The sequence below is a fragment of the Saccharopolyspora sp. NPDC003752 genome (genome assembly GCF_053605825.1).
In genome coordinates, this window is sequence record NZ_JBSGJZ010000061.1 from 1 (window position 1) to 21991 (window position 21991).

Sequence of the window (21991 nt, forward strand, 5' to 3'; positions counted from 1 at the left end):
GTCCCATTCCGAACCCGGTAGCTAAGCTCCCCAGCGCTGATGGTACTGCACTCGACAGGGTGTGGGAGAGTAAGACACCGCCGACACTTTATGTGAAAGGGGCCGACCGGACCCGTCCTTGGGGACGGATCTCCGGTCGGCCCCTTCTTTTTGTCCGGGAGCCGTTGCTGCGCTGTTCGGGCGCCGCACGGTTCACACGAGTTGCCCCCGCTCACATCAGGGGTGCCACCCGCCGAGACCCGCCATCAGGTGGGACTACCCTGGTGGGAACTTCAGTATTTTCTGCTTCAGGAGGTTCGGTGTCCGGTTCCGACGACAGGAGCGGCGGTCCTCGCCGCGGGGCCGGTGCCGGCCGAGGCGGCCAGGGCGGCCGCGGAAACTTCGATCGGCGCGGTTCCCAGGGCGGTCCCCGCCGGGACCGCGACGGTGGCGGTCCGCGCCGCTTCGGCGACCGCGACAACCGCGGTTACCGCAATGATCGCGACGACCGGAACCGGGACGACCGGGGCGGCCGCGACAACTTCGGCGGTGGCCGCGATCGTGACCGGCCCCGCGGTCAGGGCGGGCGCCCCGGCGGCCACCGCGACGATCGCGGCGGGTTCCGCCGTGACTCCGACAACCGCGACAACCGCTTCCGCCGCGACGACCGTCGCGATGACCGGGGTGGATTCCGGCGCGATGACCGTGGCGAAGACCGGCCGCGCCGCTTCAACGACCAGAACGGCCGAGACCGCGGCTTCGACCGCCGTGATGACCGGCCGCGTCGTGACGACCGCGGTGGTTTCCGTCGTGACGACCGTCGCGATGACCGGGGCGGTTTCCGGCGCGACGATCGCGGCCGTGATGACCGTGGTGGTTTCCGTCGTGACGACCGCGGCGGTTTCCGGCGGGATGACCGCCCTCGCCGCGATGACTTCCGCCGTGATGACCGCGGCCGCGACGACCGGCGGGACTTCCGCCGCGACGACCGTCGTGATGACCGTGGACAGGATGACCGCGGCCGCCGTGACTTCCGGCGCGACGACCGCCCGCGCCGGGACGATTTCCGGCGCGACGATCGCGGCCGTGATGACCGCGGCGGTTTCCGTCGTGACGACCGCCGTGACGACCGGCCGCGTCGTGACGACCGTGGTGGTTTCCGGCGTGACGACCGCCGTGACGATCGCGGCGGTTTCCGGCGGGACGACCGGCCCGGCAAGCCCCGCTTTGACGACCGGCCGCGCCGCGATGACCGCTCGCGCGATGACCGGCCCCGCGATGACCGCCCGCGCCGTGACGATCGCTCGCGTGATGACCGGCCCCGTGACGACCGCCCGCGCCGTGACGATCGCCCGCGTGACGACCGGCCCCGTCGTGACGACCGGGGCGGTTTCCGGCGGGACGACCGTCCTCGCCGGGATGACTTCCGCCGCGACGACCGGCCGCGCCGCGACGACCGTCCGCGCGATGACCGTCCGCGCGATGACCGCGGCGGACGGCCTGACCGGGACCACCGGGGCGGCGACCGCCGGGGCGGACCGCGCGACGGTGGACGTCGGGACCGGGGTGGTTACCGGCACGACTCGCCGCGGGCCGAGTCCCGCGACGAGGCTGCCGTCGAGTCGGCGCCGAGGCCGCAGGAGCCCCAGCTGCCCGAGGGCCTGGCGCCCGGTGATCTTGACGTCGAGATCCGCCGCGAGCTGCTGACGCTGCCCAAGGGCCTGGCGGACAACGTCGCGCTGCACCTGATCGCGGCCGGCCAGCTGATCGACTCGGAGCCGGAGCGCGCCCTGGAGCACGCGCGGTATGCGCGTCAGCGGGCACCGCGCATTCCTTCAGTGCGCGAGGGCAACGGCCTCGCCGCCTACCTGACGGGCGAGTGGAACGAGGCGCTTTCGGAGCTGCGCGCCGCCCGGCGGATGGCCGGCGGTCCCGGGCACCTGGCGATCATGGCCGACTGCGAGCGCGCGATGGGGCGCCCGGAGCGCGCTGTGGAGCTCAGCCGCAGCGAGGAGGCCACCCAGCTCGACCAGGAGGACTCGGTCGAGCTGCGCATCGTCGCCGCGGGTGCGCGCCGGGACCTCGGTGAGATCGAAGCGTCGGTGGTGAGCCTGCAGATCGCGGAGCTGGACCCGAAGCGCCAGGAGCCGTGGAGCGCGCGCCTGTTCTACGCCTACGCCGACAACCTGGCGGCGGCCGGACGGGAGCGGGAAGCCTTCACCTGGTTCGTGCACGCGGCCAACGCCGACGACGAGGAAGAGACCGACGCCCCCGACCGCCTCGAGGAGCTCGCCGAGAAGCTGGGCGGCCCGGATGTGGTCGAGGAGCTCGTCACCGAGGCAGAGGCAGCCGAGATCGGCGACGACGATGACCTCGACGACGACGCTGCCGAGGTCGACGACGACTTCGACGAACTCGACGAGAAGCTCGAAGAAGACGAAGAGGCCGATTCCGAAGCGGCCGTCGAGGACAAGGCCGCCGACGACGAAGCGGCGGATGACAAGACGGCGGGTGACAAGGCGACCGAGCAGGACGCCGATGCCGACAACGCAGGAGGGGGCGCGCGAGCGCAGTGAGCGGCACGCTTCTCGACGGCCATGATGTCGTGCTGTTCGACCTCGACGGCACGGTGTTCCGCGGCGGTGAACTCGTCCCGGGTGCGCTGGAGGCGATCCAGGAAGTGCACCGCCGCGGCGTCCCGGTCCGCTACGTGACCAACAACGCGTCCAAGCCGGACCAGGCCGTGGCCGACCACCTCGTCGGCCTCGGCCTGGACGCGGACCGGACCGAGGTGAGCACCAGCGCCCAGGCCGGTGCCGCGATGCTGGCCGAGAAGCTGCCGCCGGGGTCGAAGGTGCTGGTCGTCGGTTCGCCCGCGCTGGTGTCCGAAGTGGACAAGGCTGGGCTGGTGCCGGTCCGCGAGTTCGCCGACGAGCCGGTCGCGGTCGTGCAGGGGCTGTACACCGAGATCGGGTACCGCGACCTCACCGAGGCGTGCCTGGCGATCCGCGCCGGCGCGCTGTGGGTCTCCTGCAACGGCGACCGCACGCTGCCGACCGAGCGCGGCCTGGCGCCCGGGAACGGTGCGCTCGTCGCGCTCGTGCAGGCGGCCACGGATCAGGAGCCGCTGGTGGCGGGCAAGCCCGAGCGGCCGCTGCTGGACCGCGCCGTCGCTTCCGCCGGGGCCGAGGTGCCGTTGATGGTCGGCGACCGGCTCGACACCGACATCGCGGGCGCGGTCAACGCCGCGATGCCGGTGCTGATGGTGCTGACCGGCGTCAGCACGGCGCGGGACCTGCTGGAAGCCACCGCCGACATGCGGCCCGGCTACGTCGGCGCGGATCTGCGCGCCCTGAACCAGCCGGCCGACGAGGTCGCGATCGGCGCGCAGCCCGGGTGGCAGGTCAGCGTCGGCAGCGACTCGCTGGAATTGGCCGCGCAGGCCGGGGAACAGCCGGGCGATGCGATTTCGGCGCTCCGCGCGCTCTGCGCCGCGTGGTGGGCGGCGTCGTCGGGTCCGGTCGCCGTGCGCGGAGCCGACGAGCGCGCGCAGCATGCGTTGAGGGAACTGGGTTTGGCCTGACCGGCGCATGTCGCGGCGGCGTCGTCGGGGCGTTCCGCTAGCGTGGACGCGTCGCCGCTACAGCCATCGCGGCGTGATCGATGGGAGCAGGAGCGGATGACCTCTCCGTGGCAGCAGCCGCCGAACCCCGCGATGCTGGCGCGCCCGGCCGACGACGGTCAGCCGGCGGTCGACGCCATCGCGGCGGCGGTGGCCCGTCTCGACGAGGTGCGGGAACTGCCGGTCGCCGAGCACGTCGAACGGTTCGAGGCGGTGCACGCCGCGCTCACCGATGCGCTGTCGAAGGCGGACAACCTCCTCTCCGGAACGAGTGCACACAGGAGCTGACGGTAGTGCCACGCAAGGCGCGGTTGGATGCCGAACTGGTTCGTCGCGGGCTTGCCCGGTCCCGTGAACACGCCGCGGAACTGGTCACCGCCGGGCGGGTGAGCGTGCGCGGCATGGTGGCCCACAAGGCCGCGACCGCGGTCGAGATCGATGCCCCGGTGGTGGTCGCCGAGGACGTCGACGACCCGGGCTGGGCGTCACGCGGTGCGTACAAGCTGGTGGGGGCGCTGGAGGCGTTCGAGCCGGCCGGGCTGACCGTCGCGGGCCGCCGCTGCCTGGACGCCGGCGCGTCCACCGGCGGGTTCACCGATGTGCTGCTGCGCCGCGAAGCGCGCGAAGTGGTGGCCGTCGACGTCGGTTACGGGCAGCTGGTCTGGAAGCTGCAGACCGATGAGCGGGTGCGGATCCACGACCGGACGAACGTGCGGTCGCTGACCCCGGAGGACATCGGCGGCCAGGTGGACCTGGTGGTGGCCGACCTGTCGTTCATCTCGCTGAAGCTGGTGCTGCCCGCGCTGGCCGCCTGCGCCACGCCGGAAGCCGATCTGGTGCCGATGATCAAACCGCAGTTCGAGGTGGGCAAGCAACGGCTAGGCTCGGGTGGCGTGGTACGCGATCCCGAGCTGCGGGCGGAAGCGGTCCTCGAGGTCGTGCGGTTCGCCGCCGATCTGGGCCTCGGCCTGCGCGGTGTCGTGGCAAGCCCGTTGCCCGGTCCGTCGGGCAACGTCGAGTACTTCGCCTGGCTGCGGCCCGGCGCGAGCACCGATGCGGATGCGGCGGAGGCGCTCGTGTTGGACGCGGTCCGGCAGGGACCCCAGACTTCAGGCAAGAGCTCGCACCGTTGACTGATTGTTTCTAGAGTGGTTTGCGTGGCGGTGCGGGTGGCGGAACCTCAGGAGCCTTCTCGCTGTGGGATCCCCGACATCATGAATGACCAATTCACCACGTCGGGGCTGTCCTCGCGAGAAGACCCCTGAGAACCCGCGGCGGTGCAAGCTGAGTCCCACACCGCAAGCGGCTCCCGCCGCTTAGAAAAGCTTTAAGGAGTGGAGTTGACCCGAGAGGTGCTGCTGGTGGTGCACACCGGCAGGCAGCACAACATGCGCACCGCGGAGAAGGTCGCCGGTCAGCTCATCGACGCGGGCCTGTGCGTGCGGGTGCTCGCGGAGGAAGCCCCGGAGCTCAGCTCCGACTGCTACCTCCGGGTGGTCGAGCCCGGCCCGGAGGCGGCCGCGGGCACGGAACTCGTCCTGGTGCTGGGCGGTGACGGGACGCTCCTGCGTGCCGCGGAGATCGCGCGGCTGGCCGACGTGCCGGTCTTCGGGGTGAACCTCGGCCGGGTCGGGTTCCTGGCCGGGGCCGATTCCGACGCGCTCGACGAGGCGGTGGCCGCCGTCGTCGAGTCCCGCTACTACGTCGAGGAGCGGATGACCATCGAGGTCACCGCGAAGCTCGACGGCGAGGTCCTGGCCCGCACCTGGGCGCTGAACGAGGCGAGCGTCGAGAAGAGCAGCCGGGAGCGGATCCTGGACCTGGTCGTGGAGGTCGACGGCCACCCGGTGTCGGCGTTCGGCTGCGACGGCGTGCTGTGCTCCACCCCGACCGGTTCCACGGCGTACGCGTTCTCCGCGGGCGGCCCGGTGGTGTGGCCGGAGGTGCAGGCGCTGTTGGTCGTGCCGAGCAACGCGCACGCGCTCTTCGCCCGCCCGCTGGTGGTGTCGCAGAAGTCGTTGGTGGCGCTGGAGATCGACCAGCACGGCCACCACGCGGTGCTGTTCTGCGACGGGCAGCGGCAGTTCGACCTGCCGCCGGGCGCGCGGGTCGAGGTGGTCGCCGGGAGCACGCCGCTGCGCCTTGTGCGGCTGCACGACACGGCCTTCACCGATCGCCTGGTGCGCAAGTTCGAGCTCCCGGTCCAGGGCTGGCGCGGTCCGGCCACCGCCCGCTGATCCGCGGCGGCACCGCCTGCGCAGCGGCGCACAGCCACAGTTTCAATTCATGCGCTGATCACCCCAGCGGGGCACCACTGCTCGGGGGATGCCGATAGGGTGCTTGATGTGTTGGCGGAGATGCGCATCCAGGGACTGGGCGTCATCGACGACGCCACGCTCGCACTGCATGCCGGCCTGACCGTGGTCACCGGTGAGACCGGCGCCGGTAAGACGATGGTGGTCACCGGGCTGCACCTGCTCGGTGGTGGTCGGGCCGATGCCTCGCGGGTCCGGTCCGGTGCGCAGCGTGCCGTCGTGGAGGGCCGGTTCCAGACGACGATCGACTCGCCGGCGGCCAAGGTCGCCGCCGATGCCGGGGCCGAACCCGACGACGACGGCAGCCTGATCGCGGTGCGGACCGTGACGGCCGACGGCCGGTCGCGAGCGCACCTCGGCGGTCGTTCGGTGCCCAACGCCGTGCTTTCCGAGCTGGCGGAGCAGGTGCTGGCCGTGCACGGCCAGAACGACCAGCTGCGGCTGCTGCGGTCCGGCGAGCAGCGCGCGGTGCTGGACCGGTTCGCCGGCGAGCCCGTGCTGCACGTGCTCGCCGACTACCAGCGGGTCCGCGCGGAGTGGGCCGAGGCGGTGCGGGAGCTGACCGAGCGCACCGAACGTTCGCGGGAGCTGGCCAGGGAAGCGGAGCTGCTGCGGCACGGGCTGGCCGAGATCGAGGCCGTCGCGCCGGAATCCGGCGAGGACGTCGCGCTGGTCGACGAGGCGCGGCGGCTCGCGGACGTCGACCAGCTCCGGGAGATCGCGACGGCGGCGCATCTGGCGCTCACCGGCGCGGTCGACGGCGACCCGGATGCGCCGGGCGCGATCGGCCTGGTCGGCGAGGCGCGGCGGCGTCTCGGCGGCGCCGAGGACCCGGCGCTGCGGGAGCTGGAGCCGCGGGTGGCCGAGGCCGTCGCGGTGCTGGCCGACGTGGGCGGCGAGCTCGGCGGCTACCTGGACCGGCTGGACGCCGACCCGGCCCGGCTGGAGCAGGTGCTGGCCCGGCAGGCCGAGCTGAAGCAGCTGATCAAGAAGTACGCCGCGGACGTCGACGGCGTGCTGGCGTGGGCCGACGAAGCGCGCAGCCGGCTGTCCGGGATGGACACCTCCGAGGAGGCGCTGGCGGCGCTGGCCGCGCGGCGCGACGAGCTCGCGGTGGAGCTCGCCGAGCACGCGGTCGCGGTGTCGGAGGCGCGGAAGGAAGCCGCGGTGGGGCTCTCCGCGGCGGTTTCCGAGGAACTCGACGGGCTGGCGATGCCGCAGGCGCGGCTGGAGGTCGTCGTCGAGCCGAAGGAAGCCGATCCCGGCGACCCGAACGCGCTGCCCGTGCAGGGCCGAACCCTGCACGCCGGCCCGGACGGGGTCGACGAGGTCGAGCTGCAGCTGATCGCGCACTCCGGTGCGCCCGCGCTGCCGATCCACAAGGGCGCCTCGGGCGGTGAGCTGTCCCGGGTGATGCTGGCGCTGGAGGTCGTGCTCGCCGACGCGGACACGGTGCCGACGCTGGTCTTCGACGAGGTCGACGCCGGTGTCGGCGGACGGGCCGCGGTGGAGATCGGGCGGCGGCTGGCCCGCCTGGCCCGGACGCACCAGGTCGTGGTCGTCACCCACCTGCCGCAGGTCGCCGCCTACGCCGACCGCCACCTGGTGGTGGACAAGGGAGCCGCGGACGGCGGGCTGACCCGCAGCGACGTGCGGGTCGTCGCCGACGAGCGGCGGGTCGTCGAGCTGGCGCGGATGCTGGCCGGGATGGATTCCACGGAGACCGGCCGCGCCCACGCGGAGGAGCTCCTGGACACCGCGACGGCCTACAAGCTGGCGCAGGCCCGCTTCCGGCGGCGCGGCAAGGCGGCTCCCAAGAAGCGGGAGCGCAGCGGCAGGTAGGCCATTCGGCCCAACGGCATCGGCGTGGCGTACCAACAACAGGTGATCGATTTGTCACCATCGGTGCATGAAACTCAGCGGTCTGCTTGCCCGTCAGCAGGAAAGCCTGCCCGGTGTGGTCGGGATCGCCAGGGTGGAGCGGCGCCCGGGTGATGTGCTGCGCCGGGTCCGGTCCGGCGACATCGCGGTGATCGACCACGCGGACCTGGACCGGCGCACGGCCGAAGCGCTGGTCTCGGTCGGGGTGATCGGGGTGGTCAACGCCGCCCCGTCGATCTCCGGGCGCTACCCGAACCTCGGGCCGGAGGTGCTGCTGTCGGCAGGCATCGCGCTGGTCGACGGGGTCGGCCCCGAGGTCGCGCACGGGATCAAGGACGGCGCGAAGATCCGGCTGCACGAGGGCGGCGTGTTCGTCGGGGAGCGGGAGGTCGGGCGCGGGACATCGCAGGACGCCAACTCCGTCGCCGACCTGCTCATCGAGGCGAAGGCCGGGATGTCGACGCAGCTGGAGGCGTTCTCGGCGAACACCATCGAGTTCCTGCGCAAGGAGCGGACGCTGATCCTCGACGGCATCGGCGTGCCCGAGCTCGGCATCTCGATGGAGGGGCGCCAGGTGCTCGTGGTGGCGCCGGGCTACGGCCACGCCGACGACCTGCAGCGGCTGAAGAAGTACGTCCGCGAGTACCGGCCGGTGCTGATCGGGGTGGAGGGCGGCGCCGAGACGCTGCGCAAGGCCGGGTACAAGCCGGACGTCATCGTCGGCGACCCGGACGCCATCGCCACCGCCACCCTCAAGTGCGGCGCGGAGCTCGTGATCCCGGCGCACCTCGACGGGCACGCGCCCGGCCTGGAGCGCATACAGGACCTCGGGATCGGCGCGGTGACGTTCCCGGCGTCCGGGAACCCGGAGGACCTGGCGCTGCTGCTCGCCGACGCGCACAAGGCGAGCCTGGTGATCACGGTCGGGTTCCACGCGACGCTGGGCGAATTCCTCGACCGCGGGCGTTCCGGCTCGAACCCGTCGACGTTCCTCACCCGGCTCCGGTTGGGCAGCAAGGTCATCGACGGGGCCGCGGTGGCGACGCTGCAGCGCAGCCGGACGCCGGTCGGCGCGATCGTGCTGCTGGTCCTCGCGGTGCTGCTGGTGGCCGCCGTGGCGCTGGTGGTCTCCGGGCTGGGCACCGCGTTCGTGGGGCTGGTCGCCGACACCGCCGAGTCCGTCTTCGCTTATCTCAAGGGGCTTTTCTCGTGATCTCGTTGCGATACCACATCGTGTCGATCGCCGCGGTGTTCCTGGCGCTGGCCGTGGGCGTCCTCGTCGGCTCCACGTCCCTCAGCGGGCGGCTGCTGGCGGGCGTCGGCGCCGAGCAGCGGTCCCTGCAGGCGCAGGTCGACGACCTCAACGCCGAGCGGACGACGCTCAAGGCGCAGGTCGCGGCCGCGGACACGTTCGGCTCCGCGGTCGGGCCGATGGCCGTGCAGGGCCAGCTGGCGCAGCGCAGCGTCGTGCTGATCACCTCCGACGACGTCGACGACCAGCAGCGCGACGCGGTCGGGCAGCTGCTGCGCGCGGCGGGTGCGGACGTCACCGGCGAGGTGCGGCTGGGCGAGTCGTTCGCCGACCCGGGGCGGGCGGACCAGTTGCGGCGCGTGGTCACCGAGCTGCTGCCCGCCGGGGTGCAGCTGCCCACGGCGGCGGACCCCGGCACCATGGCCGGCGGCCTGATCGGGCCGCTTGCGCTGCTGAACCCGCAGAGCGGGCAGCCGCAGACCGGCGACCAGGAGCGGGCGGCGGCGTTCGCGGGCCTGGCCGACGGCGGCTTCGCGACCGCCTCGCCGGGCCTGCGGCCCGCGCAGCTCGCCGTGGTGCTCACCGGCGGCCGGATCGAGAGCGACCGAGCGGGCGACAAGGCCGCGACGCTGGCCCGCTTCGCGGCGCAGCTCGACCGCGCGGGTCAAGGCGCGGTGCTCGCCGGTGGCGCGGGCTCGGCGGACGGCACGGGGCCGGTCGGCGTCGTGCGCGCGGATCCGGCGCTGGCGTCGTCGTTGTCCACGGTGGACAACCTGGACAGCGCCTCGGGGCGGGTGGCGATCGTGCTGGCGTTGCGGGAGCAGGCCGAGCGGCAGGCCGGGCACTACGGCGTCGCGAGCAGCGCGCAGGGTCCGGTGCCGGAGACCCGCGGCTAGTGTTGATGCTCACCGCGGCGGCCCACCGCGGCGGATGCGGGCGGTGACCGGCGGGTAGGCCGCCGGATGGCGGTTGACCTGGCCGGTCGCCCCGACGCCGTGCGGCGGGTCTCGGTGCACGGCCCCGGTGGCCGTGCGTTAGGCTGGAATTCCGTGGGAGCGACGGATCCAGCCGTCCTGCCAGCGCAGAAATCCAGCCAGGCGACGGCTTGACCACGGGGAGCTTTTGTTGGTGCCGCAAGCACGCACGATCAAGCACGTTTTCGTCACGGGGGGCGTGGCCTCCTCGTTGGGTAAGGGGCTCACGGCATCCAGCCTGGGCGAACTGCTGACCTCCCGCGGCCTGCGGGTGACCATGCAGAAGCTCGACCCGTACCTGAACGTCGATCCGGGAACGATGAACCCGTTCCAGCACGGTGAGGTGTTCGTGACCGAGGACGGCGCCGAGACCGACCTCGACATCGGGCACTACGAGCGGTTCCTGGACCGCGACCTGACCCGCAACGCCAACGTGACGACCGGCCAGGTGTACTCGGCGGTCATCGCCAAGGAGCGCCGCGGCGAGTACCTGGGCGACACGGTGCAGGTGATCCCGCACATCACCGACCAGATCAAGGCCCGGATCCGGGCGATGGCCGAGCCGGACGAGGACGGCCGCACGCCGGACGTGGTGATCACCGAGGTCGGCGGCACGGTCGGCGACATCGAGTCGCTGCCGTTCCTGGAGGCCTGCCGGCAGGTCCGGCACGACGTCGGCCGGGACAACTGCTTCTTCCTGCACGTGTCGCTGGTGCCGTTCCTGGCGCCCTCGGGCGAGCTGAAGACCAAGCCGACGCAGCACTCGGTGGCGGCGCTGCGCAACATCGGCATCCAGCCCGACGCGCTGGTGTGCCGGGCGGACCGGGACCTGCCGGAGGACCTCAAGCGCAAGATCGCGCTGATGTGCGACGTGGACTCGGACGGCGTGGTGGCCTGCCCGGACGCGCCGTCGATCTACGACATCCCGCGGGTGCTGCACGGCGAGGGCCTGGACGCCTACCTGGTGCGGCGGCTCGGGCTGCCGTTCCGCGACGTCGACTGGTCGGTGTGGGGCGACCTGCTGGACCGGGTGCACAACCCGTCGGAGCGGGTGCGGATCGCGCTGGTCGGCAAGTACGTCGACCTGCCCGACGCCTACCTGTCGGTCACCGAGGCGCTGCGCGCCGGTGGGTTCGCGCACCGGGCGAAGGTGGAGATCTCCTGGGTCGGCTCGGACACCTGCGAGACCGACGCGGGTGCGGCGCAGGCGCTGTCCGGGATGGACGGCGTGCTGATCCCGGGCGGCTTCGGCGTGCGCGGCATCGAGGGCAAGCTCGGCGCGATCCGCTACGCGCGGACCAACGGCATCCCGCTGCTGGGCCTGTGCCTGGGCCTGCAGTGCATGGTGATCGAGGCGGCGCGTTCGCTGGCCGGTCTGGAGCGGGCCAACTCCACGGAGTTCGAGGAGCCCGCCAAGCACCCGGTCATCAGCACGATGGCCGACCAGCACGACGTGATCTCCGGTGACCGGGACATGGGCGGCACCATGCGGCTCGGTTCGTACCCGGCGAAGCTGCAGGAGGGCTCGATCGTCGCCGAGGCGTACGGCTCCACCGAGGTCGCCGAGCGCCACCGGCACCGCTACGAGGTGAACAACTCCTACCGGGACCGGCTCGGCAAGGCGGGCGTGGTGTTCTCGGGCACCTCCCCGGACGACCGGCTGGTGGAGTTCGTCGAGCTGCCGCGCGAGGTGCACCCCTTCTTCGTGGGCACCCAGGCGCACCCGGAGCTCAAGAGCCGTCCCACCCGCCCGCACCCGCTGTTCGCGGCGTTCGTGAAGGCGGCCCTGGACTACCGCGCCGCGGAGCGGCTGCCCGTGGAGCTGGAGCCCGTCCAGGAGCCGGCGCCCAGTGCGTGATCTTCGTTCGCTCTAAAGTGGCGGCGTGGACACGACGGAGCAAGGTGTCGCGCGCACCGGAGGCGAGCACGAATTCACCACCCTGGCCAGCGAGGACGTGTACGTGGGGAAGATCCTCGCGTTGCGGGCCGACGAGGTCGGGATGCCCGGCGGCGGGCACGCGCGCCGCGAGGTCGTCGAGCACCTCGGGGCGGTCGCGGTGGTGGCGGTGGACGAGCACGACCAGGTCGTGCTGATCCACCAGTACCGGTATCCGCTCGGCCGGCGGCTCTGGGAGCTGCCGGCCGGGCTGCTGGACGTGGCGGGCGAGGAGCCGGTGCGCACGGCGCAGCGGGAGCTCGCCGAGGAGGCGGGGCTCGCGGCGCAGGACTGGTCGGTGCTGGTCGACGTCGCCACCTCGCCGGGCTTCACCGACGAGTGCATCCGGGTGTTCCTGGCCACCGGGCTGTCCGATGTGGATCGTCCGGCGGCGGTCGGGGACGAGGAAGCGGACCTGGTGATCCGGCGCTTCCCGCTGGCCGAGGCGGTGCGGATGGCGCTGGCCGGGGAGATCGTCAACGGTCCCGGCGTGGCCGGGCTGCTCGCCGCCCAGGCGGTCCGCGACGGCCGGGGGCAGCCGCGCCCGGTGGACGCCGAATGGCCGGACCGGCCCCAGCGCTTCGCCGCCCGGTGAGGGGTTTCGCGGAGCTGCCGCCGGACCTGCGCGGGGCGATCACCGGATACCTCGACCACCTCGCCGTCGAGCGCGGCACCGCCCGCAGCACCCTCGACTCCTACGCCAGGGATCTGCGCCGGTACGCCGAATTCCTGGTCGGGGAGGGGATTTCCGGGCTCGCCGAGGTGCGCTCGGAGCACCTGTCCGGATTCCTGGCCGAGCTGCGGGAAGGCACCGAGCAGCGGCCCGCGCTCGCGCCTTCGTCATCGGCGCGGGCCCTGGTCGCCGCCCGCGGGCTGCACCGGTTCGCACATGCCGAAGGGCAGCTGGCGGTCGACGTCGCGCGCGAGGTCGCGCCGCCGAGCCTGCCCAAGCGGCTGCCGAAGGCGCTGCCCATCGACGACGTCGGGAAGCTGCTCGACCACGCCGGCGGCGACGACGCCCGGGGCATGCGGGACCGGGCGCTGCTGGAGCTGCTGTACTCGACGGGGGCGCGGATCTCCGAAGCGGTCGGGCTGGACCTCGACGACATCGACGGCACCAACCGCACGGTCCTGCTGGACGGCAAGGGCGGCCGCCAGCGGCTGGTGCCCATCGGCCGGCCGGCGCTGGCGGCGCTGGACGCGTACCTGGTGCGCGCCCGGCCCGGCCTGGCGGCGCGCGGACGCGGAACCGCCGCGGTGTTCCTCAATTCGCGCGGAACCCGGCTGTCCCGGCAAAGCGCGTGGAACGCGTTGAAGATCGCCGCGCAGCGCGCCGGCATCGGCGGTTCGGTTTCGCCGCACGTGCTGCGGCACTCCTTCGCCACGCACCTCGTCGAGGGCGGCGCCGACGTCCGCGTGGTGCAGGAACTGCTGGGCCACGCCTCGGTCACGACGACGCAGGTCTACACCCTGGTCACGGTCAACACGCTGCGGGAGGTCTACGCGACGGCCCATCCGCGCGCACACGCTTCGGAGTGACTTGGTGACGCTGCGAATGCGGGCCGGCGGTGCAGGGGGTAGACGTTGATCACACGGAGATCACAGGGAACTTCCGATACGTCGGCGAGGCGCGTTGCCGCTGGTAACGAATGCCACTTAGGCTGCGTTTGATCGCCACCGGCACCAAAGGAGTCAGATCGCCATGTCGCTACCGCAGCCCGCCGCCGAAGGGCGGCCCCGGGGCGCGGTCGACCTGAGCATCGCCCCGGAGACGACGGGTCGCGCGGAAGACGTCGGCCTGGCGCCGAATCCGCGCGGTCTCGGTCCGACTGGCCGGCCACGTCGGCACATCCCGGAGCCGCCGCTGCTGGACCGGCACGGTCCGGCGTCGGTGCTCGCGATGTGCAACCAGAAGGGCGGCGTCGGGAAGACCACGTCGACGATCAACCTCGGCGCAGCGCTGGCGGAGTACGGGCGCCGGGTGCTGCTGGTGGATTTCGATCCGCAGGGCGCGCTCTCGGTCGGCCTCGGCGTCCAGCCGCACCAGCTCGACCAGACCATCTACAACGTGATCATGGAGCGCCCGGTCTCCGTCCAGGACGTGGTGCGGCAGACCAGCGTCGATGGCATGGACCTGCTGCCCAGCAACATCGACCTCTCGGCGGCCGAGGTGCAGCTGGTCGCCGAGGTGGGCCGGGAGCAGACCCTGCACCGGGTGCTGCAGCCGGCGCTGGGGGAGTACGACTACGTGCTGGTGGACTGCCAGCCGTCGCTGGGCCTGCTGACGGTGAACGCGTTGGCCGCGGCGGACGGCGTGATAATCCCGTTGGAGTGCGAGTTCTTCAGCCTGCGCGGCGTGGCGCTGCTGATCGACACCATCGAGAAGGTCCGGGAGCGGCTGAACCCGAAGCTGGAGATCAGCGGCATCCTGGCGACCATGTTCGACCCGCGCACGCTGCACTCCCGCGAGGTGATGGCGCGCGTCGTGGAGGCGTTCGGCGACATCGTCTTCGACGCCGTGATCAACCGGACGGTGCGGTTCCCGGAGACCACCGTGGCGGGCGAGCCGATCACCCGCTGGGCGCCCCGCTCGGCCGGTGCGCAGGCGTACCGGGAGCTGGCGCGCGAGGTGATCGCGCGATGACGCGGCGGGTCGCCCTGCCCGGCGCGGCCGAACTCTTCCGTACTACTGTTCCTCGGACGGATCAGGCGGAGCCGCCGGAGCCGGCGCCGGCGCAGCCCGCGGCTGGGCGGTCCGGTACGGGTCGGCGCAAGCACGATTCGAAGATCACCGTGTACGTGTCCGACGAGGAGTTGCTGGGCTTGGAGCAGGCGCGGCTGGCATTGCGGGCCGACCACGGCATCGCCGTGGACCGGGGCCGGGTGGTGCGGGAGGCGGTTGCGGTGGTGCTCGCCGACCTCGACCGCAACGGCGCGGACTCGGTGCTGGTCCGGCGCCTCCAGGAGCCCGGCGAGTGACAGACCCCGCGGTACCGGAGGAGCGGTCCAGCGAGGACTCCGGCGCGAGCGGCCGGTTCACGGTGCGGCTGGAGAACTTCGAAGGCCCCTTCGACCTGCTGCTGCAGCTGATCTCGCAGCACCAGCTGGACGTCACCGAGGTGGCGCTGCACAAGGTCACCGACGAGTTCATCGCCTACACCAAGGCGCTCGGCGAGCAGTGGGACCTGGACGAGACCACCGAATTCCTGGTGATCGCCGCGACCCTGCTGGACCTGAAGGCGGCGCGGCTGCTGCCCTCCGCGGAGGTGGAGGACGAGGCCGACCTGGCGCTGCTGGAGGCCCGCGACCTGCTCTTCGCCCGGCTGCTGCAGTACCGCGCCTACAAGCAGGTCGCCGCGTTGTTCGGCGAGCTGGAGGCCGGGGCGCTGCGGCGCTACCCGCGCTCGGTGTCGGTGGAGGAGCGGTTCGCGAACCTGCTGCCGGAGGTGCAGATCGGGGTCTCGCCGCAGCGGTTCGCCGAGGTCGCGGCCGCGGTGTTCCGGCCGAAGCCGCCGCCGACCGTTTCGCTGGACCACATCCACCAGCACGGCGTTTCGGTGCGCGAGCACGCGGCGCTGCTGAGGGTGCGGCTGGCGGAGAAGGGCAGCGCGACGTTCGGGGAGCTCGTGTCGGACTGCGGGCACACCGTCGAGGTGGTGGCCCGGTTCCTGGCCCTGCTGGAGCTCTACCGGGAGAAGGTCTTGCAGTTCGAGCAGGAGAGCCCGCTGGGCGAGCTGCTCGTGCGCTGGGTGGGCGGCAGCGTGGCGGAGGCGCAGGTCGAAGCCGATGCGCAGCGCGCCAGCCAGGAGGAAGAGGAGTACGGGTGACGGCAGCGAACGACGAGAGCCCCGAGACGCCCGCGGCGGAGGCAGAGGCGGTGGAGACGGCGGGCGTGCCGGACCTGTCCTCCGACATCGCGCTCGATGCCGCGTTGGAGGCGCTGCTGCTCGTGGTGGACGTGCCGGCGGGCGAGGAGCTGCTGGCCGACACGCTGGAGCAGCCGGTGGCCCGGATCCGGGTTGCGCTGCGGCGGCTTTCCGACGGTTACGCCGACGCCGAGCGGGGCATCGACCTGCGGCGCGTCGGGGACGGCTGGCGGTTCTACACGCGGGATGCGTACGCGCCGTACGTGGAGCGGTACCTGCTGGACGGGCAGCGCTCGAAGCTGACGCGTGCCGCGCTGGAGACGCTCGCGGTGATCTCCTACCGGCAGCCCGTGACGCGTTCGCGGGTCGCGGCAGTACGGGGTGTGAACGTCGATGGCGTTATCCGTACCCTGGTAGGGCGCGGCCTTATCGAGGAGGCCGGAACCGACCCGGAGACGGGCGGCATCCTGTACTGCACGACCGAGCTGTTCCTGGAGCGGCTGGGGCTGTCGTCGCTGAAGGATTTGCCACCGCTCGCCCCCTTGTTGCCCGAAGTGGATTCGATTGATGACGTCTGAGCACCGTTCCCCGTCCAGCAAAGCCGATTCCGAAGGCGTGCGGCTGCAGAAAGTGTTGTCCCAGGCCGGGGTGGCGTCGCGGCGCGCGGCCGAGGAGATGATCGTCGAGGGTCGGATCGAGGTCGACGGCGAGCTCGTCACCGAGCTGGGGCGGCGCGTCGATCCGGCGACCGCGGTGATCCACGTGGACGGCAACCGGGTCATGGTCAACGACGACCTGACGCACCTGCTGCTGAACAAGCCGACCGGCATCCTGTGCGCCATGTCGGACGACAAGGGGCGCCCGTGCATCGGTGACTACCTGCGGGAACGTCAGGGCAAGCTGTTCCACGTGGGCCGGCTGGACCAGGACACCGAGGGCCTGCTGCTGATCACCAACGACGGGGAGCTGGCGAACCGGCTGATGCACCCGAAGTACAAGGTGCGCAAGACCTACCTGGCCGAGGTGCTCGGGTCGGTCCCGAAGGACCTGGGGCAGCGGCTGCGCGACGGCGTGGAGCTGGAGGACGGCCCGGTGAAGGTGGACCGGTTCAAGCTGGTCGACACGAACCAGAACCGGTCCCTGGTGGAGGTCGTGCTGCACGAGGGCCGGAACCGGATCGTGCGGCGGCTGCTCAAGCACGTCGGCCTCCCGGTGCAGCGCCTGGTGCGGACGCGGATCGGCGACGTGCGGCTGACCAGCGAGCGCCCGGGCGCGATCCGGCCGCTGAACCGGCAGGAGATCGGCTCGCTGTACCGGGCCGTCGGCCTCTGACCGGAAGGGAGCCTTCGGCCGACCGCTCGGGACCGGCCGAAGGCTCTTCGCTCAGGCCTTCTTGGCCTGGCGGGGGAGGAAGAGCCGGGCCACCGGCTCGACGACCCGGGCCGCCACCGGGCCGAGGATCGCCATCAGCAGCACGTAGGCCGTGGCCAGCGCCGCGAGCTCGCCCGGCACCGCGCCGGAGGCGACCGCCAGGCCGGCGATGACGATGGAGAACTCGCCGCGGGCGACCAGCGCGGCGCCGGCCCGCAGGCGGCCCATCTTGCCCACGCCCTGCATCCGGGCGGCGAACCAGCCGGTGACCACCTTCGTCACCACGGTCGCCACCGCCAGCAGCAGTGCGATCGGCAGCACCGGCGGGATCTGGCTGGGGTCGGTGTTCAGGCCGAACACGACGAAGAACAGCGCGGCGAACAGGTCGCGGAGCGGCTCCAGCATCCGGGTCGCGTTCGCCGCCGTGGACCCGGAGATCGCGATGCCCAGCAGGAACGAGCCGACCGCCGCCGAGACCTGCAGCTCCGAAGCGATGCCCGCGACCAGCAGCGCCGAACCCAGCAGGCGCAGCAGGAAGACCTCCGGATCGGGGCTGTCGATCAGGGCCGAGACGTACTTGCCGAACTTCAGCGCGACGACCAGCACCAGGGTGATCACGACCAGCGAGACCCCGACCGCGGTGAGGCCGCCGAGGAAGCTGACGCCGGCCAGCACGGCGGTCAGGATCGGCAGGTAGACGGCCATCGCCAGGTCTTCGAAGACCAGGATCGACAGGATCACCGGCGTTTCCCGGTTGCCGAGCCGGCCCAGGTCGCCGAGCACCTTCGCGACGATGCCGGAGGAGGAGATGTAGGTGACACCGGCCATGGTGAGCACGCCGAGCGGGCCCCAGCCCAGCAGCAGCGCCACCAGCGCGCCGGGCACCGCGTTCAGCACGATGTCGACGATGCCGGCCAGCCAGGAACGGCGTAAGCCGGTGACGAGTTCACCCGCGGAGTACTCCAGGCCCAGCAGCAACAGCAGCAGCACCACGCCTATCTCGGATGCCAGGTGGGTGAACGGCTCGATGCCGTGCAGCGGGACGAGGCCGCCTGTGCCGAAGGCCAGCCCACCCAGCAGGTAGAGCGGGATCGGTGACACCCCGATTTTCCATGCGAGTCTCCCGAGGATGCCCAGACCGAAGAAAACCGCACCCAGCTCTATTAGGGAGATCGCCGTGTCGTGCACCGTGTTTCCTCTCGCGTGTTCCCTGCGTATGGAGTTGTTAGGAGATCGGCACGCGTGGGACCGCCGTTGGTGACGCGTGTCCCGGTCCGGTGGCCGGGAAAGTGTGCGGAGCGGGCTGGATCAGCCCTTTTCCAGGATTTCGCTGGCTGCGCGCAGCCCCTTCGAGGTGCCCACGACGACCACCAGGTCGCCGGCGGCGAACACGAAGTCCGGTCGCGGCGAGGGATGCACGGTGCCGTCCCGGACGACGGCGACGATCGACACCGAGGTGCGGGTGCGCATCTCGGTGTCGCCGAGGGTCCGGCCGTCGTACGGGGAGCCCTGGGCGACGGACAGCTGCCAGGTGGTGATCCCGGCGACCTCGCTCTGCTGCTCGTTGAGCTGCGCGACCAGCTGCGGGGCGCCCAGCAGGTTGGCCAGCGTGCTGGTCTCGGTGGTGGTCAGCGCGACCGAGGCGGCCACCTTGTCCGGGTCCTCGTGGTCGGAGACGATCAGCTCGAACCGGCCGTCGCGGTAGGTGATCACGCCGATGCGGTGGCCGGAGCGGGTGGTGAAGTCCTGCTGCGTGCCGAGCCCTGGCAAGGGGGTCACTGTTACGTCCACGTCCAAGACTGTATTAGGAGATCTTTCGCATTTGTCCCGCGGTCCGGATGGATCTGGACGCGATTGGGATGCGCGTGGGCGGACCAGGCAGAATGGACGGTTGGTCCGGCCGGTGCCGGGCCGATCGGTTCCGGCTCGGGAAGGACATGCACGTGGCACACGCCAGGCTCCGCGGTGTGGTGGCGCTCGACGGCCCTTCGGGCACCGGCAAGTCGACGGTGTCCCGGAAGTTGGCGTCCGCGTTGGGGGCGACCTACCTCGACACCGGCGCGATGTACCGGGCCGCGACGCTGGCCGTGCTGCGCGCGGAGGTCGAGCCGTCGGATTCTGTCGAGGTGGCGCGGGTGGTGCGGGCCGCGGCGCTGATCGTGGGCACCGACCCGGAGCGGCCGTCGGTGTCCCTGGACGGCGCGGACGTGGGGCAGGAGATCCGCGGCCCGGAGGTGACCGGTGCGGTGTCGGCGGTGTCGGCGGTCGCCGAGGTTCGCGAGCAGCTGGTCGCCCAGCAGCGGCGGCTGATCGGCGAGGCGTTGGAGTCGCCGGGCGGCATGGTCGTGGAGGGCCGGGACATCGGCACCGTGGTGGTGCCGGACGCGGGCCTGAAGGTCTACCTGACGGCTTCCGCGCACGCCCGCGCGCAGCGCCGCACGGCGCAGGACGTGTCCGAGGGGCGCGCCGGCGACCTGGACCGCACGCACGCCGACGTGCAGCGCCGGGACGCGCTGGATTCCGGGCGGAAGGTGGCGCCGCTGCGGAAGGCCGATGACGCGGTGGAGCTGGACACCACGGATCTGGGCGTGGTGGAGGTGCTCGAGCAGCTGCACAAGCACGTGGAGAGCCGCGGCCTGCTGGCCGGGGCGGATCGGACGACGCCATGAGCGACGAGACCCTGCCCGAGGGCGCGACCGGCGGCTTGCACCGGTTCGGCCAGTGGATTTCGCGGCGGATCGTGCGGTTGCCGTACCGGGTGCGGATCCACGGTGCGGAGCGGATTCCGCGCACCGGGCCGGTGGTGCTGGTGGCCAACCACAGTTCGATGGCGGACGGGCCGCTGCTGTTCGGAATGATCCCGCGCAACGCGGTGTTCCTGATCAAGCAGGAGATGTTCCGCGGGCCGCTGGGCTGGTTCCTGCGCCGCATCGGGCAGATCGGGGTGCGCCGCGGCGAACCCGACCGCACGCCGCTGCTGGCGGCGGTGCGGGTGCTGCGGGCCGGCGGGTTGGTCGGGGTGTTCCCGGAGGGCACCCGCGGCGAGGGCGACGTGGCGAACGCGCAGCACGGGGCGGCGTGGTTGGCGCGGGCGTCGGAGGCGCAGGTCCTGCCGGTGGCCTGCCGGGGCACGCGTCGTCCGGAGGGCGCGGGCCGTAGGCTGCTACCCAGGATCGACGTGTTGTTCGGGGAGCCGATCACGCTGCCGGCGGGCAAGGGCCGCACCGGGCTGGTCGTGGCGACCGAGGCGGTGCGCACCGAACTGGTCGAGCTGATCGCCGAGTTGGATCGGCTGGTCGCGGACCAGGACCAAGACTATTCGAGAGGGAAACGAGCGTGACCGACGAGTCGGTGGAAGGCCTGGACGGCACGTGGTCCGACGAGGCCGAGTGGGCTGAGTTCGACGAGGTCGAAGCGCCCGAGGGCGAGGCGCCGCCGAAGCCGCAGCCGGTGCTGGCCGTGGTCGGCCGCCCGAACGTGGGCAAGTCGACGCTGGTGAACCGGCTGCTGGGCCGCCGGGAAGCCGTCGTGCAGGACGTCCCGGGCGTGACCCGGGACCGGGTGGCCTACGACGCGCTGTGGAACGGGCGCCGCTTCACGCTGGTCGACACCGGTGGGTGGGAGCCGGACGCCAAGGGCCTGCAGGCGTCGGTGGCGGCGCAGGCGGAGCTGGCCATGCACACCGCGGACGCGGTGCTGCTGGTGGTGGATGCCCGGGTCGGTGCGACCGAGACGGAAGAGGCCGTGGCGCGGGTGTTGCGCCGGTCCAAGCGGCCGGTGCTGCTTGCCGCGAACAAGGTCGACGACCAGCGCGGCGTCTCCGACGTGCATTCGCTGTGGTCGCTGGGGCTGGGTGAGCCGAGGCCGGTCAGCGCGCTGCACGGGAGCGGTTCCGGTGACCTGCTGGACGCCGTGCTGGACGCGTTCCCGGAGACGCCGCGCGAGATCTTCGGCGCGACGGGCGGGCCGCGGCGGGTCGCGTTGGTCGGCAAGCCGAACGTGGGCAAGTCGAGCCTGCTCAACAAGCTGACCGGGGAAGAGCGGTCGGTGGTGCACGACGTCGCGGGTACCACCGTGGACCCGGTGGACTCGCTGGTGGAGCTCGACGGCGAGGTGTGGCGGTTCGTCGACACCGCGGGGTTGCGCAAGCGCGTGAAGACCGCCAGCGGCACCGAGTACTACGCGTCGCTGCGCACCAAGGCGGCCATCGAGGCGGCCGAGGTGGCGATCATGCTCATCGATGCTTCGGAGCCGTTGAGCGAGCAGGACCTGCGGGTGCTAACCATGGTCGTGGAGGCCGGGCGGGCGCTGGTGATCGCCTACAACAAGTGGGACCTGGTCGACGAGGACCGCCGCCACCAGCTGGAGAAGGAGATCGACCGCGAGCTGGTGCGGGTGCGGTGGGCCGAGCGGGTCAACGTGTCGGCCAAGACCGGCCGGGCGGTGGCGAAGCTGGCGCCGACGCTGCGCACCGCGCTGGAGTCGTGGGACACCCGGATCTCGACCGGCCGGTTGAACGGCTGGCTTTCGGATCTGGTCGCGGCCAACCCGCCGCCGGTGCGCGGCGGCCGGCAGCCCAAGATCCTGTTCGCCACGCAGGCGCAGTCGCGGCCGCCGACGATCGTGCTGTTCACCACCGGGTTCCTGGAGGCCGGGTACCGGCGGTTCCTGGAGCGCAAGTTCCGCGAGACGTTCGGGTTCGTGGGTAGTCCGGTGCGGATCTCGGTGCGGGTGCGGGAGCGCAAGGCCAAGGGTGGTCGCCGCTGATCACCGTGCGCTCGGGTGGCGTGCGCGC

The 21991-nt window shown here is 72.2% G+C and carries 22 protein-coding genes and 1 rRNA gene; 20 read left to right on the top strand and 3 right to left on the bottom strand.

All coding sequences use genetic code 11. The features are described 5' to 3' along the window. Nucleotides 1–86, top strand: a 5S ribosomal RNA gene (rrf, locus tag ACWEV3_RS40575); the annotation flags it as partial. Between the two features lie 201 nt (nt 87–287). Here the strand turns inward: rrf and ACWEV3_RS40580 are convergent. Next, the gene (locus ACWEV3_RS40580; RefSeq protein WP_452619002.1) at nt 288–1778 is read right to left on the bottom strand and encodes a hypothetical protein; all 1491 of its coding nucleotides are present in this window, start codon (nt 1776–1778) and stop codon (nt 288–290) included. 39 nt (nt 1779–1817) lie between these two features. Here ACWEV3_RS40580 and ACWEV3_RS40585 point away from each other — a divergent pair, with 39 nt between their 5' ends. The 16 genes from ACWEV3_RS40585 (at nt 1818) to ACWEV3_RS40660 (ending at nt 17157) form a co-directional block, all read left to right on the top strand. Beyond that, complete coding sequence (locus tag ACWEV3_RS40585) at nt 1818–2555, top strand: hypothetical protein (RefSeq protein ID WP_452619003.1); 738 nt, start codon at nt 1818–1820, stop codon at nt 2553–2555. Beyond that, nucleotides 2552–3562 (top strand): HAD-IIA family hydrolase, encoded by a 1011-nt coding sequence (locus ACWEV3_RS40590; RefSeq protein WP_452619004.1) that lies wholly within the window; start codon nt 2552–2554, stop codon nt 3560–3562. Before ACWEV3_RS40585 ends, ACWEV3_RS40590 begins: the two co-directional genes overlap by 4 nt. A 96-nt stretch (nt 3563–3658) precedes the next feature. Continuing rightward, nucleotides 3659–3889, top strand: a complete 231-nt coding sequence (locus ACWEV3_RS40595) for a hypothetical protein (RefSeq protein WP_452619005.1) — start codon at nt 3659–3661, stop codon at nt 3887–3889. Nucleotides 3890–3894: 5 nt separating this feature from the next. Then, complete coding sequence (locus tag ACWEV3_RS40600; RefSeq protein ID WP_452619006.1) at nt 3895–4734, top strand: TlyA family RNA methyltransferase; 840 nt, start codon at nt 3895–3897, stop codon at nt 4732–4734. A 207-nt stretch (nt 4735–4941) separates the two neighbouring features. Next, nucleotides 4942–5838, top strand: coding sequence for an NAD kinase (locus ACWEV3_RS40605; RefSeq protein ID WP_132493376.1), 897 nt, complete (start codon nt 4942–4944; stop codon nt 5836–5838). Between the two features lie 108 nt (nt 5839–5946). Further along, the gene (gene recN, locus ACWEV3_RS40610) at nt 5947–7758 is read left to right on the top strand and encodes a DNA repair protein RecN (RefSeq protein ID WP_452619034.1); all 1812 of its coding nucleotides are present in this window, start codon (nt 5947–5949) and stop codon (nt 7756–7758) included. Nucleotides 7759–7825: 67 nt separating this feature from the next. Continuing rightward, on the top strand, nt 7826–9010 hold the full coding sequence (gene steA / locus ACWEV3_RS40615; RefSeq protein WP_452619007.1) for a putative cytokinetic ring protein SteA: 1185 nt from the start codon (nt 7826–7828) through the stop codon (nt 9008–9010). Then, nucleotides 9007–9945 (top strand): copper transporter, encoded by a 939-nt coding sequence (locus tag ACWEV3_RS40620; RefSeq protein ID WP_452619008.1) that lies wholly within the window; start codon nt 9007–9009, stop codon nt 9943–9945. The genes steA and ACWEV3_RS40620 overlap by 4 nt, the downstream gene beginning before the upstream one ends. Before the next feature lie 232 nt (nt 9946–10177). Further along, a complete protein-coding gene (locus ACWEV3_RS40625) occupies nt 10178–11881 on the top strand; it encodes a CTP synthase (protein WP_452619009.1) in 1704 nt (567 codons plus the stop codon). 25 nt (nt 11882–11906) lie between these two features. Next, nucleotides 11907–12554, top strand: coding sequence for an NUDIX domain-containing protein (locus ACWEV3_RS40630; protein WP_452619010.1), 648 nt, complete (start codon nt 11907–11909; stop codon nt 12552–12554). Continuing rightward, nucleotides 12518–13498, top strand: a complete 981-nt coding sequence (locus ACWEV3_RS40635) for a site-specific tyrosine recombinase XerD (protein ID WP_452619011.1) — start codon at nt 12518–12520, stop codon at nt 13496–13498. The genes ACWEV3_RS40630 and ACWEV3_RS40635 overlap by 37 nt, the downstream gene beginning before the upstream one ends. A gap of 163 nt (nt 13499–13661) precedes the next feature. Beyond that, nucleotides 13662–14603 carry a ParA family protein gene (locus tag ACWEV3_RS40640; RefSeq protein ID WP_452619012.1) on the top strand — a complete coding sequence of 314 codons (942 nt, stop codon included), beginning with the start codon at nt 13662–13664 and terminating at the stop codon, nt 14601–14603. Then, nucleotides 14600–14938 (top strand): hypothetical protein, encoded by a 339-nt coding sequence (locus tag ACWEV3_RS40645; RefSeq protein ID WP_358581690.1) that lies wholly within the window; start codon nt 14600–14602, stop codon nt 14936–14938. The genes ACWEV3_RS40640 and ACWEV3_RS40645 overlap by 4 nt, the downstream gene beginning before the upstream one ends. Beyond that, a complete protein-coding gene (locus ACWEV3_RS40650; RefSeq protein ID WP_358581692.1) occupies nt 14935–15786 on the top strand; it encodes a segregation and condensation protein A in 852 nt (283 codons plus the stop codon). The genes ACWEV3_RS40645 and ACWEV3_RS40650 overlap by 4 nt, the downstream gene beginning before the upstream one ends. Next, complete coding sequence (scpB, locus tag ACWEV3_RS40655) at nt 15705–16403, top strand: SMC-Scp complex subunit ScpB (RefSeq protein WP_452619035.1); 699 nt, start codon at nt 15705–15707, stop codon at nt 16401–16403. The genes ACWEV3_RS40650 and scpB overlap by 82 nt, the downstream gene beginning before the upstream one ends. Further along, the gene (locus ACWEV3_RS40660) at nt 16393–17157 is read left to right on the top strand and encodes a pseudouridine synthase (RefSeq protein WP_452619013.1); all 765 of its coding nucleotides are present in this window, start codon (nt 16393–16395) and stop codon (nt 17155–17157) included. Before scpB ends, ACWEV3_RS40660 begins: the two co-directional genes overlap by 11 nt. A gap of 51 nt (nt 17158–17208) precedes the next feature. Here ACWEV3_RS40660 and ACWEV3_RS40665 read toward each other — a convergent pair whose 3' ends face one another. After that, nucleotides 17209–18384 carry a cation:proton antiporter gene (locus tag ACWEV3_RS40665; protein ID WP_452619014.1) on the bottom strand — a complete coding sequence of 392 codons (1176 nt, stop codon included), beginning with the start codon at nt 18382–18384 and terminating at the stop codon, nt 17209–17211. A gap of 120 nt (nt 18385–18504) precedes the next feature. Continuing rightward, nucleotides 18505–18987: a cation:proton antiporter regulatory subunit gene (locus ACWEV3_RS40670; protein ID WP_132493366.1), complete on the bottom strand. Its 483-nt coding sequence runs from the start codon at nt 18985–18987 to the stop codon at nt 18505–18507. Between the two features lie 146 nt (nt 18988–19133). Here ACWEV3_RS40670 and cmk point away from each other — a divergent pair, with 146 nt between their 5' ends. Genes cmk through der form a run of 3 tightly spaced genes read left to right on the top strand, consistent with a single transcriptional unit; the run spans nt 19134 to nt 21963 of the window. Further along, a complete protein-coding gene (cmk, locus tag ACWEV3_RS40675; RefSeq protein WP_452619015.1) occupies nt 19134–19865 on the top strand; it encodes a (d)CMP kinase in 732 nt (243 codons plus the stop codon). Further along, a complete protein-coding gene (locus ACWEV3_RS40680) occupies nt 19862–20536 on the top strand; it encodes a lysophospholipid acyltransferase family protein (protein ID WP_452619016.1) in 675 nt (224 codons plus the stop codon). Before cmk ends, ACWEV3_RS40680 begins: the two co-directional genes overlap by 4 nt. After that, a complete protein-coding gene (gene der / locus ACWEV3_RS40685) occupies nt 20533–21963 on the top strand; it encodes a ribosome biogenesis GTPase Der (RefSeq protein WP_452619017.1) in 1431 nt (476 codons plus the stop codon). Before ACWEV3_RS40680 ends, der begins: the two co-directional genes overlap by 4 nt. Nucleotides 21964–21991 lie beyond the last annotated feature (28 nt).